Annotated in this window: 9 protein-coding genes and 1 tRNA gene; 5 read left to right on the top strand and 5 right to left on the bottom strand. The window is 66.0% G+C overall.

The genetic code is table 11. From position 1 onward, the window contains the following. Nucleotides 1-3 precede the first annotated feature (3 nt). From ispH to AC07WC_RS15935, 5 genes are all read left to right on the top strand, one after another. On the top strand, nt 4-954 hold the full coding sequence (gene ispH / locus AC07WC_RS15955) for a 4-hydroxy-3-methylbut-2-enyl diphosphate reductase (protein WP_495210866.1): 951 nt from the start codon (nt 4-6) through the stop codon (nt 952-954). 200 nt (nt 955-1,154) lie between these two features. After that, complete coding sequence (locus AC07WC_RS15950; protein WP_495210865.1) at nt 1,155-1,982, top strand: hypothetical protein; 828 nt, start codon at nt 1,155-1,157, stop codon at nt 1,980-1,982. 140 nt (nt 1,983-2,122) lie between these two features. Continuing rightward, entirely contained in the window at nt 2,123-4,003 is a 1,881-nt protein-coding gene (locus AC07WC_RS15945) for a M61 family metallopeptidase (protein ID WP_495210864.1), read from the top strand. A 421-nt stretch (nt 4,004-4,424) separates the two neighbouring features. Then, nucleotides 4,425-7,541 carry a TonB-dependent receptor domain-containing protein gene (locus AC07WC_RS15940; protein ID WP_495210863.1) on the top strand — a complete coding sequence of 1,039 codons (3,117 nt, stop codon included), beginning with the start codon at nt 4,425-4,427 and terminating at the stop codon, nt 7,539-7,541. A gap of 401 nt (nt 7,542-7,942) precedes the next feature. Continuing rightward, nucleotides 7,943-8,018, top strand: a tRNA-Thr gene (locus tag AC07WC_RS15935). Between the two features lie 63 nt (nt 8,019-8,081). Here the strand turns inward: AC07WC_RS15935 and AC07WC_RS15930 are convergent. The 5 genes from AC07WC_RS15930 to AC07WC_RS15910 form a co-directional block, all read right to left on the bottom strand. Beyond that, nucleotides 8,082-11,159 carry an efflux RND transporter permease subunit gene (locus AC07WC_RS15930; RefSeq protein ID WP_495210862.1) on the bottom strand — a complete coding sequence of 1,026 codons (3,078 nt, stop codon included), beginning with the start codon at nt 11,157-11,159 and terminating at the stop codon, nt 8,082-8,084. Further along, the gene (locus tag AC07WC_RS15925) at nt 11,156-12,256 is read right to left on the bottom strand and encodes an efflux RND transporter periplasmic adaptor subunit (RefSeq protein WP_495210861.1); all 1,101 of its coding nucleotides are present in this window, start codon (nt 12,254-12,256) and stop codon (nt 11,156-11,158) included. Before AC07WC_RS15925 ends, AC07WC_RS15930 begins: the two co-directional genes overlap by 4 nt. A gap of 48 nt (nt 12,257-12,304) precedes the next feature. After that, nucleotides 12,305-12,937, bottom strand: a complete 633-nt coding sequence (locus tag AC07WC_RS15920) for a TetR/AcrR family transcriptional regulator C-terminal domain-containing protein (protein ID WP_495210860.1) — start codon at nt 12,935-12,937, stop codon at nt 12,305-12,307. Nucleotides 12,938-13,090: 153 nt separating this feature from the next. After that, nucleotides 13,091-14,425 carry a GGDEF domain-containing protein gene (locus tag AC07WC_RS15915; protein WP_495210859.1) on the bottom strand — a complete coding sequence of 445 codons (1,335 nt, stop codon included), beginning with the start codon at nt 14,423-14,425 and terminating at the stop codon, nt 13,091-13,093. Next, nucleotides 14,422-15,222: an alpha/beta fold hydrolase gene (locus AC07WC_RS15910; protein ID WP_495210858.1), complete on the bottom strand. Its 801-nt coding sequence runs from the start codon at nt 15,220-15,222 to the stop codon at nt 14,422-14,424. The genes AC07WC_RS15915 and AC07WC_RS15910 overlap by 4 nt, the downstream gene beginning before the upstream one ends. Between the last annotated feature and the right edge of the window lie 35 nt (nt 15,223-15,257).

Raw genomic sequence — 15,257 nt, 5'->3', positions numbered from 1 at the left:
CCGATGGATGTGTTGCTCGCCAATCCGCGTGGTTTCTGTGCCGGTGTCGATCGTGCGATCGAGATCGTCAAGCGCGCGATCGAGACCCTGGGTGCGCCGATCTACGTGCGCCACGAGGTCGTGCACAACCGGTTCGTGGTGGATGACCTCAAGGCCCGCGGCGCGATCTTCGTCGAAGAACTCGACGAAGTGCCGGACGACAACACGGTGATCTTCAGCGCCCATGGCGTCTCCCAGGCCGTGCGCCAGGAAGCCGATCGCCGTGGCCTGAAGGTGTTCGACGCGACCTGCCCGCTGGTCACCAAGGTGCATCTGGAAGTGGCCCGCCACTGCCGTGCCGGTCGTGACGTGGTGCTGATCGGCCACGCCGGCCACCCGGAAGTGGAGGGTACGATGGGCCAATGGAGCCGCGAGCGCGGCGCCGGCCAGATCTACCTGGTGGAGGATGTGGACGACGTCGCCACGCTGGTCATCGACCAGCCCGAGAACTTCGCCTACACCACCCAGACCACGCTGTCGGTGGATGACACCCGCGGCATCATCGAAGCCCTGCGCGCGCGCTTCCCGGCGATGCAGGGGCCGAAGAACGATGACATCTGCTACGCCACGCAGAACCGTCAGGACGCCGTGCGCGACCTGGCCAAGCGCTGCGATCTGGTGCTGGTGGTGGGGTCGCCGAACAGTTCCAACTCCAACCGCCTCAGTGAACTGGCGCGCCGCGATGGCGTGGAGTCCTACCTGATCGACGGTGCCGACGAGATCGACCCGGCGTGGGTGGCCGGCAAGAAGCATATCGGCCTGACCGCCGGCGCCTCGGCCCCGCAGGTGCTGGTGGATGGCGTGATCGCGCGCTTGAAGGAACTCGGTGCCACCGGTGTGGGCGAACTGGATGGCGAGCCGGAATCGATGGTGTTCGCGTTGCCGAAGGAACTGCGGCTGCGGTTGGTCGACTGACGCTGTACCGCGGCTGCTTGCTGCACGATCCTTGCTGCCAGCCTATGGCAGCATCTCAGGCCGCCGCTTGGCATCCTGAAGAACGGCACTTGACGGTGTTGCTCGCTCCCTTTGAGCATCCTCTGCGACGCAGCGTGTACCGCATGGCGTCGCAAGGAGCGGCTGTGCCGCGATGGATCGAGCCACACAAGGAGTGAAGGATGAGCAAGCAAGCCGTACCGGCGAATGGGCCGATGGCAATGAACGGTGCCCTCCATGAGGGCATCGCCCAGGACGATGCCGCGGCCCGTCTGGTGGATCAACTGCATGCCCAGAATCGCCTGTTGAAACTGGTGTTGGGCGGCGTGCTGACCGTAGGTGGGGCGCTGGTATTGATGGGCGCACGCACGCCACCGTCGCGCGTCGCGTTCGACGAGATCGATGTGGCGAAAATCAACATTGTCGGCGCCGATGGTGCCAAATCCATGGTCATCGCAGCACGCGGACTGCTGCCCGAGCCGATCATTGATGGGAAAAAAGTCCACAGCAGCCGTAGTGCCATGCCAGGCATGTTGTTCTACAACGGTGTAGGCGATGAAGTGGGCGGATTGATCTACGACGGCAAGCTGGATGACAAGGGCAAGCCCAGCGGTGGCGTACACCTGTCAATGGACCGCTTCGGCGGCGACCAGCAGCTGGCCGTGCATCATTACGAGTCCAACGGGCACATGGAGACCGGGCTGTCGGTCTACGATCGCGGATTGCACAAGGCGTATGACGCGCTCTACCAGCAGTACAAGGATGCACCGGCCGGGCCGGAGAAGCAGGCCCTTCGCCAGAAGTGGAAAGAGGCCGGCGGCGAGCAGACGCAGCGCCTGTTCGTTGGACGCACTCGCGGGGATTCCTCGGCGCTGATCCTGGCCGATGCCGCGGGTCGGCCACGCATCATGATGACGGTCAGCCCCAGCGGTGAACCGTCGCTTGCGTTCATGGATGACAAGGGCAACGTCACCCAACAGCTCCCGCAGGTGGCAGGCGCCACGCCGTAAAACGAGGCAGAGCGCAGGCCAAGTGGCGCACGGCCTGCGCTTTGCCTGTTGTGGCTGCTTTCCCCTGCATGACCTTTGGCCATGGGGCAGGGCGGTAACAGAGGACTAGGATCGAGGCTTCCCCCGCTGGAGCCTGCCTGATGAAGATGCGTGCCATTGCCCTGTCCGTGTTGCTGGCCGTGTCCGCCACCGGCGCGCAGGCGCAGACACCGCCGCCGCAGGACGTGGCGTTCCCGGGCCTGCTGCGCATCGACGTGGACGCGCGCGACATCGGCCGACGCATCTTCAAGGTCAAGGCGACGGTGCCGGCCAAGCCCGGCCCGCTGACCCTGCTGTACCCGCAGTGGCTGCCCGGCGCGCATTCGCCGAGTGGCCCGATCGACAAGCTCGCCGGCCTGGTTGTCACCGCCAATGGCAAGCCGCTGCAATGGACGCGCGATCAGTACGACGTCTACGCCTTCACCGTGGACGTGCCGCAGGGCGCCAGCGAAGTGGTGGCCGAGTTCAAGTTCCTGTCCTCGCAAGGCAACCAGGGCCGCGTGGTGATGACCCCGGACATGCTCAACCTGCAGTGGAATGCCAATTCGCTGTACCCGGCCGGAGTGATCACCCGCAACATCCAGGCGCAGGCCACGGTCACCCTGCCGCCGGGCTGGTCGTACGCCACCGCGCTGGATACCGAGCGCCGCGAGGGTGACACGGTGGTGTTCAAGCCGATCAGCTACGACCACCTGGTCGACTCGCCGTTGTTCGCCGGCCGTCACTTCCAGCGCTTCGATCTGGACCCGGGCGCGAAGGTGCCGGTGCACCTGAATGTCTTCGCCGATGAGGCCACATCGCTGGCTGCCAAGCCCGAGCAGATCCAGGCGCATCGCGCGCTGGTGCAGCAGATGTACAAACTCTATGGCGCGCGACACTTCGACCGTTACGAGTTCCTGCTTGCGTTGACCGACAAGCTCGGCGGTATCGGCCTGGAGCATCAGCGCTCCAGCGAGAACAGCGGCGACACCGGTTACTTCACCGAGTGGGACAAGACCTGGCTGGGCCGCGATCTGCTGCCACACGAGTTCAATCACTCCTGGAACGGCAAGTATCGTCGTGGCGCGGATCTGACCACGGCCAACTTCAACGTGCCGATGGGCGACAGCCTGCTGTGGCTGTACGAAGGTCAGACCCAGTTCTGGGGCCAGGTGCTGGCCGCGCGCTCGGGGCTGTGGAGCCAGCAGCAGACCCGGGACGTGCTGGCCAATGTAGCGGGCACCTACGACCGCGGCCGCCCCGGCCTGGCGTGGCGCAACCTGCAGGACACCACCAACGACCCGACCATCGCCCAGCGCCGCGCATTGGCGTTCCGCAACTACCAGATGAGCGAGGACTACTACTCCGGCGGCCAGATGGTGTGGCTGGAGGTGGACGGCAAGCTGCGCGCGCTGACCGGCAACAAACGCGGCCTGGACGACTTCGCCAAGGCGTTCTTCGGCATGAACGACGGCGACTGGAATGTGAATCCCTACACCTTCGACGAGGTGGTGAGCACGCTCAACGGCGTGGCGCCGTTCGACTGGGCCCGCTTCCTGCGCGAGCGCCTGGACGGGCATGGCCCGCTGACCGGTGGCCTGGAAGCAGCGGGCTGGAGGCTGGTCTATACCGATACGCCGAACGAGGCGTTCAAGGCACAGGAGACCCGCGCCAAGAACAGCAACCTGATTTACTCGATCGGCCTGTCGGTCAGCGAATCCGGCTACATCGGCGACGTGCTGTGGGACAGCCCGGCGTTCAATGCCGGCCTGACGCCCGGCATGAGCGTGGTCGCGCTCAATGGCCGTGTGTTCAAGGCCGAGCAGTTGAAGGAAGCGATCACGGCGGCCAAGAGCGACAAGGCGCCGCTGACGCTACTGGTGAAGAGCTTCGACCGCATCGATACGGTCACGCTGGAGTATCACGACGGACTCAAGTACCCGGCGCTGGAGCGCATCGCGGGTAAGCCGGATCGCTTGGCGGAGCTGTGGAAGGCGCGTTGATCAGGCGCTTCAGGTTACGTGCAGGTGCATCATTCTCGCGCTGATCGCTCCCGGATGAGACATCCTCGGGGCGGTCGGCAGAGCATGATGCGCTGAGAATTCCCACGCCGATTGTGACGTTTTCAGCACAGTGTGCCCATCAAACCCCGGCCCGGCCGGGGTTTTTTATTGGCCGGAACGCCGCTCGATCCGTGCGGGAAAGCGGTTGATCCCGGCAGATTCGTTACTTTTACGTTCAAATTTATCCGTCGTTCCCGCGGAGCAAGCCACTGCGACGACGGGAGTGAGACATGAGAATTCGTTGTGTTGTCATTTGTTACTGAATTGTGTATAGATCCGTTATCGGCCCGTTAAAGAACCATTCAGACAAAGCCTTGTTCAGCCGATCCAGGGCTCTGTGGACCCATCACGGAAGGTAACCATGGCGAAGACCACGTTTCTCAGTCGTAATCCGCTGAGCATTGCCCTGACATCGGCACTGTTCCTGGCCACAGCCGCGCCGGTACTGGCGCAGGACGCAGGAGAGCGGGAAGCCGCCACCCCCGACCCCACCCAGGCCGATCCGGAAAAGGCCCTCACCCAGCTGGATCGCATCAACGTCACCGGCTCGCGCATTTACCGCGCCGGTTTCGACACCCTGGAACCGGCCGCCGTGGTCTCGCGGCAGAGCATCGAAGCCTACGGCTACACCAACCTGATCGACGCGCTGACCAAGGTGCCGGGTGTCACCGCAGGCGTCAGCTCGCGTGGCGACCAGGCCGGCTTCGGTGCCGGTGTCAACTTCGCCAGCAAATTCGGCCTCGGCAGCAACCGCCTGTTGACCCTGGTCAATGGCCGCCGGTTCGTGACCTCGGCTCCGCCGACCGTGTTCGGTGCCGGTGGCGGCTCCGGTATCCAGGTCGACATGAACTCCATTCCGACCGTGATGGTCGAGCGCGTGGAAAGCCTGAGCGTGGGCGGTGCACCGACTTACGGCTCGGACGCCATCTCCGGCGTGAACAACATCATCCTGCGTGACCGCTTCGAAGGTGCCGAGGTCGAGATCGGTTACGGCAGCACGACCAAGAGCGACAACGATCGGTACTCGTGGTCGGCGATCTTTGGCAGCAGCTTCGCCGATGGCCGTGGTCACTTCACCATCGCCGCCGAGCTGGACAACAGCGATGGCGTGGACTCGCTGTCGCGCGATTTCTACCGCAACGGTTACAGCCTCCAGACCAACCCGACCGCTGCGAACGTTGCGCGCTTCCAGCCGTGGCGTACGCCCGGCGCGGATGGCCGCATCGATGGCAGCATCCCGTTCAACACCGGCCCGGCCGATGGCATCCCGGACCAGGTCTTCATCCGCAATCGCCGTATTTCGAACATGACCTTCGGCGGCCTGATCCTGCCCTCCGACGTGGGCGTCGTGCGCTCCTACCAACGCAATGCGACGGGTGAGCTCACCGGTTTCGGCCCGAACAACAAGCTGTGGCACTTCAACAACTCGGGTGACCTGGTGGAGTTCGACCAGGGCATCTCCTATCCCAGCGGCAACGCCTCCGGTGGCGACGGCCTGGACCTCAACGAGACCCTGCCCCTGATCGCAGACCTGGAGCGTCGCTCCGTCTACTCCACGGGCAGCTTCAATTTCACCGACAACGTGCGGGGCTTCTTCGAACTGTCCCGTTACGAAGCCACCGCGCGTGAAACGTTGGACCAGAACGTCTACAACGCGGCTTCCTTCGGTGTCGCCAATCCGAACGGTACGGGCGCACAGAGCGGCACCCTGCTGTTCAGTGCCAGCAATCCGTTCCTCAGCGCTGAATCCCGTCGGATCCTCGCCGAGAACGGCATCACCTCCTTCCAGCTGTCCCGCTCTTCGCGCGACCTGAGCATGAACAACGCCAGCACGGAAACCCGCCTGACCCGCGTGGTCGCCGGCCTGGATGGCTACTTCGACATCGGCAGCCGCGCCTTCAACTGGGAAACCAGCATCACCCACGGTCGCGGTGATTTCGACTACCTCGGCACCGGCCTGATCCAGCAGAACTTCATCAATGCCCTGAACGTCACCACCGACGCCAACGGCAACATCGTCTGTAATTCGGCTGCACCGGGCACCATCGCCGATCCGAACTGCCGTCCGCTGAACCTGTTCGGTGAGAACCAGGCATCGGCTGAAGCACTGGCCTATGTGTCCACGCCGACCGTGGCCAAGGCCGAAACGCGCCAGACCGTCTTCAATGCGTCCGTGTCCGGTGGCCTGTTCGATCTGCCGGGTGGCGAATTCGGTGTTGCAGCCGGTTTCGAGCATCGCCGCGAGGAAGGTTCGTTCACCCCGAGTGAGTACCAGCGTCTGGGCCAGGGGCGCTCGGTGCCGATCCAGGCCGCCAGCGGCGAGTACCACACCAATGAAGTATTCGGTGAGTTCCTGGCACCGCTGTTCAACCCGGACTGGGGCCTGCCGGGCCTGCACCGCCTGGACGTGACGGCGAAGTTCCGTCGCGTGGACAACTCGGTGGCCGGTGGCTTCAATGCCTTCACCTACGGTCTGCAGTACGAGCCGTTCGCCGGCATCCAGCTGCGCGGCAACAAGACCCAGTCGCTGCGCGCACCGTCGATCGCAGAGCTGTACACCACGCTGCAGCCGGCGTTCTACAACATCCCGGAAGTATGCTCGGTGGCCAACATCAACGGCGGCACCAATCCTGCCGTGCGCAAGGCCAACTGCACCGCCTTCTTCGCTGCATACCCGGGCGCGGATCCGGCTACCTTCCAGGCGTCTCCCACCAACACCCTGGGCTCGACCAACGGCTACACCGGTCTGAAGAACGAGAAGGCCAAGTCGTGGACCGCAGGCATCGTGTTCGCCCCGGAGTGGGCCGGCGGCCTGCGCGTGGCGGCGGACTGGTATGACATCGAGATCACCGACGTGATCACCGCACTGAGCGCGAACGACATCATCACCGGCTGCTTCGACAACCCGGACTTCAATGCCGCCGACGTGCCCAACGCCAACCGCTTCTGCAGCCTAGTCACCCGTACCCCGGGCACCGGTGTCGCCACGGACATCAAGACCCAGTACGGCAATGGCCCGGTGCTGATGTTCCGCGGCTGGACCGCTGAAGTCGATTACCGCTGGGACATGGGGCGCTTCGGCTCGCTGGACCTGGGCTTCTACGGTTACATGCCCAAGAACCGCGGCCAGGCTGCGAACGCAGATGTTCCGTTCGTGGAGCAGGTGGGCACGTTCAATGAACCCGAGCGCGTGTTCCGCTGGACGGCCCAGCACAATGTCGGCAAGTGGAGCGCTGGCTTCTCGTCGAACTACACCAGCAGCGCGAAGTTCAGCTTGACCGCCACCCCGGAGAGCCGTCAGTACCTGGTGCGCGACAGCTGGACCACGTGGGACGCCAACGTCAGCTACCGCCTGACCGACAACGCACGCCTGAACCTCTCGGTGATCAATCTCACCGACGATATCGGTCCGTTCCCGTACGTGCTGGATTCGCTGGGCCGCCGCTACATGGCCTCGCTGCGCTACAAGTTCCAGTAATCGGTCGCCTGCATGAAGAGAGAGCCCGGCTTGCCGGGCTCTTTTCCTGGCCAGGCGGGGCCCGGCATCGGCGAAGATCTTCTGATCCTTGAACAGGTGTGCTCCTGGACCTGCTGGAACTGCGGCCGCCATTGCTGGTCCGGTGGCTGCGGCGTCGTTATCGTGCCGTGTGCCGGCGCGGTGGCACGCCACAGCGGGGACGGCAGCAGCAGACCGGCCAGGCGGGGACGGAGGGCATGGGATGCCTCCGGCAGTGGGAAATCCGCTGTAGGGCCCCGCCCCTCAAGGGTTGGTGCCACCGGGTCGGGCGGGGAAGGGTCGTCGGGGTGAGGGCCATCTCGTGGTGCGCCGGCTATCCGGATTGACCAAAGCGGTCCGCACCCCCTAGAATTCACGACCTCGCCGGAATAGCTCAGTTGGTAGAGCGGCGCATTCGTAATGCGTAGGTCGTAGGTTCGATTCCTATTTCCGGCACCAGATACAGCAGAAAGCCCCGGCCTTGGCCGGGGCTTTTTGTTTGGGGCGGCGCTGTCTCTCACCTCACTCCGCACCACTCCCCACCGGATGCGAAGCGCGGCGATGGAACTTGCGCGACATCCAGTTGCCGACGTCGTCCACCACGGTAAAGGCCGCCGGAATCACGATCAGGCTCAGCAGCGTCGAGGTGATCAATCCGCCGATCACGGCGATCGCCATCGGTGCCCGGAAGCTGGAATCGCCGGCAAAGCCCAGCGCGATCGGCATCATGCCTGCGCCCATCGCCAGCGTGGTCATGATGATCGGCTGCGCACGCTTGCGGCAGGCATCGATCAGCGCGTCGTGCTGGCTCATGCCGTGTTCGTCTTCAGCCATCACCGCGTAGTCCACCAGCAGGATGGAATTCTTGGTGGCGATGCCGATCAGCATCAGCAGGCCGATCAGCGCCGGCAGCGATAGCATGTTCTGGGTGATCAGCAGCGCACCGAATGCACCGCCGGCACACAGCGGGACCGCGGCGAGGATGGTGATCGGCATCAGCGCGTGGTTGAACAGCAGCAACAGCACCATGTAGATGCAGACCAGGCCGGCGGCCATGGCCAGCATGAAGCCGATGAACAGTTCGACAAACACTTCCGCATCGCCGGTGTTGAGGAAGGTCACGCCCGGCGGCAGCTGCTTGACGCTCGGCAGGGCCTGCACCTCGGTCATCACATCGCCCAGCGGGCGACCGTTGAGTTCGGCGGTGAGGGTCACGTTGCGCTGGCGCTGGTAGCGTGAGATCTGCGAGGGGCCACTGCCTTGCTGGATGTCGGCGACGGCGGCCAGCGGTACCGGGCCATTGCGGCCGGGCACGCGCAGCTGGCTGATCAAGCCCGGGTTGGCCAGCGTGGCTTCGGCGAAGCCGACCCGGATCGGCACCTGGCGATCAGGCAGGTTGAGCTTGGCCAGGCGCTGTTCGTAATCGCCAGCGGTGGCGATGCGGGCAGCTTCGGCGATGTCGGCCGTCGCCACGCCGAGGTCGGCTGCGCGGGCGGCGTTGGGAATGATCTGGATTTCCGGGCGCAGCAGCGAAGCGGTGGAGGTGACGCTGCCCAGGCCCTGGATGCCGCGCAGGTCGCGTTCGAGTGCGGTGGCGGCATCCTGCAGGCGCTGCGGATCATCGCCGGAGAGCACCAGCTGCAGCAGGTTGCCCGGCTCGGAGCTGACGTAGCTGACCCGCACGCCGGGCAGGTCGGCCAGGCGCTCGCGCGCCTCGCGCTCCAGCACGCGCTGGTCGCGTTCGCGTTTATCGGCGCTGCCCCAGTCGAGCACCAGGGTGGCCTTGCGCGGTTCACCGATGCCGGTCGCACCGGGGTCGCCCAGGTCCAGCACGCTGCCGACGGCGGTATAGACCTGCTTGAGCTCGGGCATGTCCTTGAGCAGGCCGCGCGCGCGTTCGGCGACGGCCACGGTCTCCTGCAGGCGGGTGCCCGGCGGCAGTTCGAGATTGAGGTTGCTGCGGCCCAGGTCGGACTGCGGAATGAAGGTAGCCGGGATGAACGGCACCAGCGCCAGCGAGGCCACGAACAGGCCGGTGGCGATCCACAGAGTACGGCCGCGATGGAGCAGCGCGGCGTCCACCCAGCCCAGGTACCAGGTCATCAGCCGGGATTCCGGCTTCTCCTCGCCATGCGGCTTGAGCAGGTAGGCGGCCATCATCGGGGTGAGCAGGCGGGCCACCAGCAGCGAGAACAGCACGGCAGTGGCGGCGGTCCAGCCGAACTCGCGGAAGAACTTGCCGGCGATGCCGGGCATGAAGGCCACCGGCACGAACACCGCGGCCAGGGTCAGCGACGTGGCGATCACCGCGTTGCCGATTTCGCCAGCAGCCTCGCGCGCCGCTTCCAGCGGTGGCTTGCCCATGCGCAGGTGACGCACGATGTTCTCGATCTCCACGATCGCATCGTCCACCAGGATGCCCACCACCACCGACAGCGCCAGCAGCGTGATGATGTTGAGGGTGAAGCCGAAGAAGTACATCACCGCGAATGTCGGGATGATCGACAGCGGCAGCGCCAACGCGGAGACCCAGGTCGCGCGCCAATCACGCAGGAACAGCCACACCACCAGCAGTGCCAGCAGCGCGCCCTCCCAGAGCATCGTCATCGAGGAATCGTAGGAGCGGTGCGTCTCGTCGATCGCGGTGGTGACCAGCCGGAAGTCGATGCCGGGATGTTCGGCCTTGATCTTGTCCAGCGCGTCATGCACGCCGGCTTCTACCTTGACCTCGCTGGAGCCGCGGGTCCGCGACATCGAGAAGGCCACCACGCCCTTGCCGTCCAGCAGGGCGGCCTCGGTCGGATCAGCAGCGGCATCGGTGACGGTGGCCAGCGTGGAAAGCCGCACCGCGCGCCCGTCCGGCAGTGCAATGGAATAGTCGCGCAACGCCTGCGCGTCACCGACGGTGCCCAGCGTGCGGATGGTCTGCTGCGCGCCTTCGACCTCGGTCTTGCCGCCGGCCCGCTCGACCTGGATGCGGGCCAGCTGCTGGGAGACATCGCCGGCGGTGATGCCCATCGCGATCAGGGCATTGGGGTCCAGGTCCACGCGCACCTGGCGCTGCACGCCGCCCACGCGGGTGACGCGGGCGACACCGGGCACGCCGTACATCGCACGCGAGATGTCGCGGTCGACGAACCAGCTGGCCTCATCGGTGGTCATGTGCGGGGCGACCAGCGCATAGGTCATCAGCGAACCGCCGATGTCGACCTTGGAGATGACCGGCTCCTGGATGTCCTGCGGCAGGTCGGTGCGGATGCGGGTGACCGCGTCGCGCGTATCGTCCAGCGCGGTGGCCAGATCGGCCTCCAGCTGGAACTCGATGGTGGTGGTGCTGACGCCTTCGCTGACCGAGGACATCACGCGCTTGACGTTGTTGACGGTCGCCACCGAGTCCTCGACCTTGCGGGTCACCTCGGCCTCCAGCTGGCTCGGTGATGCGCCGGGCTGGGTCACGGTGACCGTGGTCATCGGGAAGGCGATATCGGGGAAGCGTGCCACCGGCAGCTGATGGAAACCCCACAGGCCGGCCACGCACAGCACGAAGAAGATCAGCAGGGCAGGCAGGGGGCGCTTGATCGCCCAGGCAGAGATGTTCATCGTGCGGCGGCCTTGGTATCGGCCACCACGCGCACGCGGTCGCCCTCGCCAAGGAAGCCGGCGCCATCCACCACCACCTGGTCGCCCGCCTTCAGCCCCTCGAGGATCGCGGTGCGGCCCTTCACGGCCTGGCCGGTGCTGACCCGGTGGCGGGTGGCCTGCTGCTTGTCGTTCACGGTGAAGACGTAGTTGTGGCCGTCGCGCTGCACGATCGCCGCGGTCGGGATGGTCAGCACCGGGCCGTCGCCGGTCACGATGCGGCCGTCCACGTAGATGCCCTGCTTGAGCGGGCCCGGCGTGGGCAGGTCGGCGTAGATGGTGCCGGTGCGGGTCTGCCCATCGACACCGGGGGTGACCGCGCGGATGCGGCCGCTGACCATCTGGCCCGCGTACGGCAGCTCAACGGTGTTGCCGACGGCCACGTCGGCCAGCTGGTTCTCCGGCAGCTCCGCACGCCATTCCAGGCGGCCATCGCGGATCAGGCGCAGCAGCTCGGTACCGGCGGACACCACCTGGCCCGGCTGCACCAGGCGCTTGGAAATCAGGCCATCGGCCGGCGCGCGCAGGTCGGCGAAGTCGCGGCGCAGCTTGGCCGCGTCGCGCGCGGCGCGCGCGGTGGAGGTCTGTGCTTCGGCATTGAGACGCGAGGCACGCAGCTCATCCAGGCTGCTTTCGCTGATCAGCTGCTGGGCGGCCAGCTTGGCGCTGCGCTCGTAGTTCATGCGGGCCAGTTCCTGCGAAGCCTGCGCCTGCCGCAGCGAGGCATCGGCCTGCGCCAGTTCGCTGTCCAGGGTGCGGTGGTCGACCTGCAGCAGCACCTGGCCCTGCTTGACCCATTGCCCTACGTCCACCAGCAACGCGGTCACGCGCTGGCCACTGATCTCCACGCCGAGCTGCATCTCCTCGTAGGCCGTGACCGGCCCGGAGACCAGCACCGTGCGCGCCATGGTCTGCTGCTGCGCGGGCGCCAGCGAGACCGGCAGCGCCGAGCTGGCGGCCGCGGCGTCGGCCGAGGCCGTGTCGTCCTTGCCGCCGCATGCAGATAGCAGTGCAGCGACCAGGATCAGGGAGAAACTGCGGAAGTTGGGTGCACGCATCGAGTGGCTTTCCGGGTCGGAACAGCGGGAAAAGAAAGGAATGGGGAATCAGATTTCGCGGGGCAGGCGCAGCGCGATGCCGTCGAGCATCAGGCTCAGGCCCTGTTCGAAGCGGGTGTCGAAGTCGACCTCGCTCCACACATCACGGGCCTGCCAGCAATGTGGAAAGCGCGCCTCGGCCAGCGCCATGAAGGCTTCACCGAGTGCTTCCATGCTGCCGTCGCCGGGCCAGGACTGCTCCTCGATGACGAACCCCATCGTGTAATACACCAGGTCCATCGAGGCGGTCGCGGCAAAGCGTGCCGGCGCGCCGGCGCCCACCAGGGCGGCGATGCTGGCCTCACCAACCCGCAGTACGTTCTCGGTGGCCAGGAAGGTGCCGGCATAAACCCGCGCACCGTCACGGCGGGCCTTGAAGGCCAGGCGGAATTCGCGCCCGATCTGCAGCAGCGTCTCCCGCCATGGCTGCCCGTCGGGAATCACGCGGGCGACATCGCAGATCATGGCATCGGCCATGGCGTCGATCAGTGCCTGCTTGCTCTTGAAGTGCCAATAGAGCGACGGCGCCCGGATACCCAGCGAGCAGGCCACCTTGCGCAGGGTAATACCCTCCAGACCGGCCTCGTCGAGGATCCGGAAAGCCGCCTCGACGATGTTTTCCCGCGCGATGGGTTGGCGCACTGTGCTCTGGCCTAACGTTGTTAGGGGGCGAATCTAACAGTGTTAGGCTGGCGCGGACAAGTGCCGGTGCGCGGTGCCGGATGGCCCGCGGGACGTGGTGGCTGCGTCATCCTGCCCGCCGAGAGTCGGGGCCTCGCCACGTGCCTGGTCGGCTCAGGGGGCCGTCGGCTCCGGCTGCAGATCGGCCATCCGGACCCGGTTGCGCCCGCTGGTCTTGGCCTCATACAGCGCCTCATCCGCCCGCGCGATCAGTGCCTCCAGCAGCCGCTGGTCGCCGCCCGGCAGTGCCTCGCCGATCGCGCCGCCGACGCTGACGGAGACGGCAATGCGCTCACCGCCCACGAGGATCGGTTCGGCGGCTACCGCGCTGCGCAGTCGCTCGGCGGCGGCGGGAATCTCCTCCACGGCGGAGGCGGCCAGCAGGGCGATGAACTCCTCGCCACCGAAGCGGGCAAACAGATCACGCTCGCGCAGGGCGTCCCGGCAGCGCTTGGCGACCACTTTGAGGACTTCGTCGCCGACCGGGTGGCCGTAGGTATCGTTGATCTTCTTGAAGTGATCCACATCCACCATCAGTATCGCCACCGCGCGGCCGTTGGCTTCGCGGGCGGCGATGATCTGCACCGAGCACTCTTCGAAATGACGGCGATTGGGGACGCCGGTCAATGGATCCGAGGAGGCGAGGCGGCGCAGCTCGGCGGCCATCAGCAGATCCGCAGTGACATCGGTGAACAGCCAGATGCGTCCGTGTGCGCCGTTGCCGCGTACCGGGTGGGTGTCCACTTCGAAGGTCCGTTCGCCCAGCGTCCAGTTCTGCTTCGCGGCGAACTGATCGTTGTTCATCTGGGCGCTGTAGGCCAGCTCCAGCGCGGCGTGATTGTCGCAGCGTTGGCGCAGGGCGCGCATCGGGCCGGCCAGGTCCACCGCCCGATGGTTGCCCGCCACGCAGCCCAGCAGCTCCGCCGCGCGCTCATTGACGGCAGCGCCGACGCCATCGCCATCGATCAGCACGATGCCCGCCGGCACGCTTTCAAACAGATCCAGGAACTGATTGCGGACGATGGCGCCACGTGCGGCTTCGCGCCGGGCGGACAACAGCCGGGCCACGCTCGTCGCCAGCAGTGGCACCTGCGCCGTCAGTGCCACAGGGGCAGGGGCGCTTCGCCAGAGCAGCAGCAGACCGCTCAGCGGGGCACCATGCGAGGGGGCGGGGACGTAGAGCAGGCGGGTGGGGAGGCCTTCCAGGGCGTGGATGATAGCCGTCGGCAGCCGGAACCCCGCGGCGTCCAGTGTCTCGCCGGCCCAGTGGCACTCGAGGATGCCGCTGCGTGCCAGGTTGAAGCTGGACGAGGGCAGCGTCGGGGCCGCGGCAGCCCAGGTCGCTCGGCCGCCGGCCTCCACTTCCACTGCCATGACCAGGTCGGCCTGCAATGCGAGGCGGGCGAACTGGCACAGCGCGGCCAGCGCTTCGCTGTCGGAGGTGGTCACCGCGTGTTGCCTGCCAGGCGCTGTTCAAGGATGCGCATGACGTCATCCGGCGCGGTCATGTGCGGGAGGTGGCCGGAGGCATCGATCACATCCAGGGTGGCGCCGTCGATCGCAGTGGCCAGCCATTGGCCGACCGCGACCGGTACGGCCATGTCGTGCGCGGTCTGGATGAGGTGGACCGGCGTTGAAACCCGCGCGGCCAGGCTGCGCAGATCAGAGGTGAAAATCGTCCGCGACGTATTGAGTGCGATATCCGGGCGCATCTGGAACAGGGTGTTGGAGAAGTCGGCGACGACTGCGCTGTCCTCCACGCCGACGACCATCGGGGCAAAGCCTGCGATCCAGGCCTGGTAGTTGGCGCGCATGCTCTCGAACAGGTGCTCCAGGTCCTGCGGTTTGAAGCCACCGGTGTAGCCGTCATCGTCCAGATAACGCGGGGACGCACCGATGATCACCAGGCGCTCGAACAGGTCCGGTCGTGCCACCGCTGCGGCCGCGCCGATCATGCCGCTCATCGAATGGCCGACGTAGGTACAGTCGTGCACCTCGAGTTCGTCGAGAATGTCGACCAGGTCGTCCGCATAACCAAACAGCGAGCCGTGCCGCTCGAAATCGTATGTCTGCGCACCTTGCGGGCCGCAGCCGGCGAGATCGAAGGAGATCACGTCGTAGCGCGATTCAAACCAGGGACGCAGGGCATTCCATGCGGTCTGGTCGGTACCAAAACCGTGTGACAGGATCGCGACCGCCTTGCCCTCACCGCGACGGCGCCCGTTGAACCGTTCAAAACTTTCCACGCATATCCACCCATGGCGTCCTGCAAGTGCCGAAT

This window comes from Stenotrophomonas sp. GW821-FHT01H02A, from assembly GCF_059422145.1.
The sequence above is the reverse complement of the archived record's forward strand: the minus strand, read 5'-3'. Positions and strand labels throughout refer to the sequence as shown.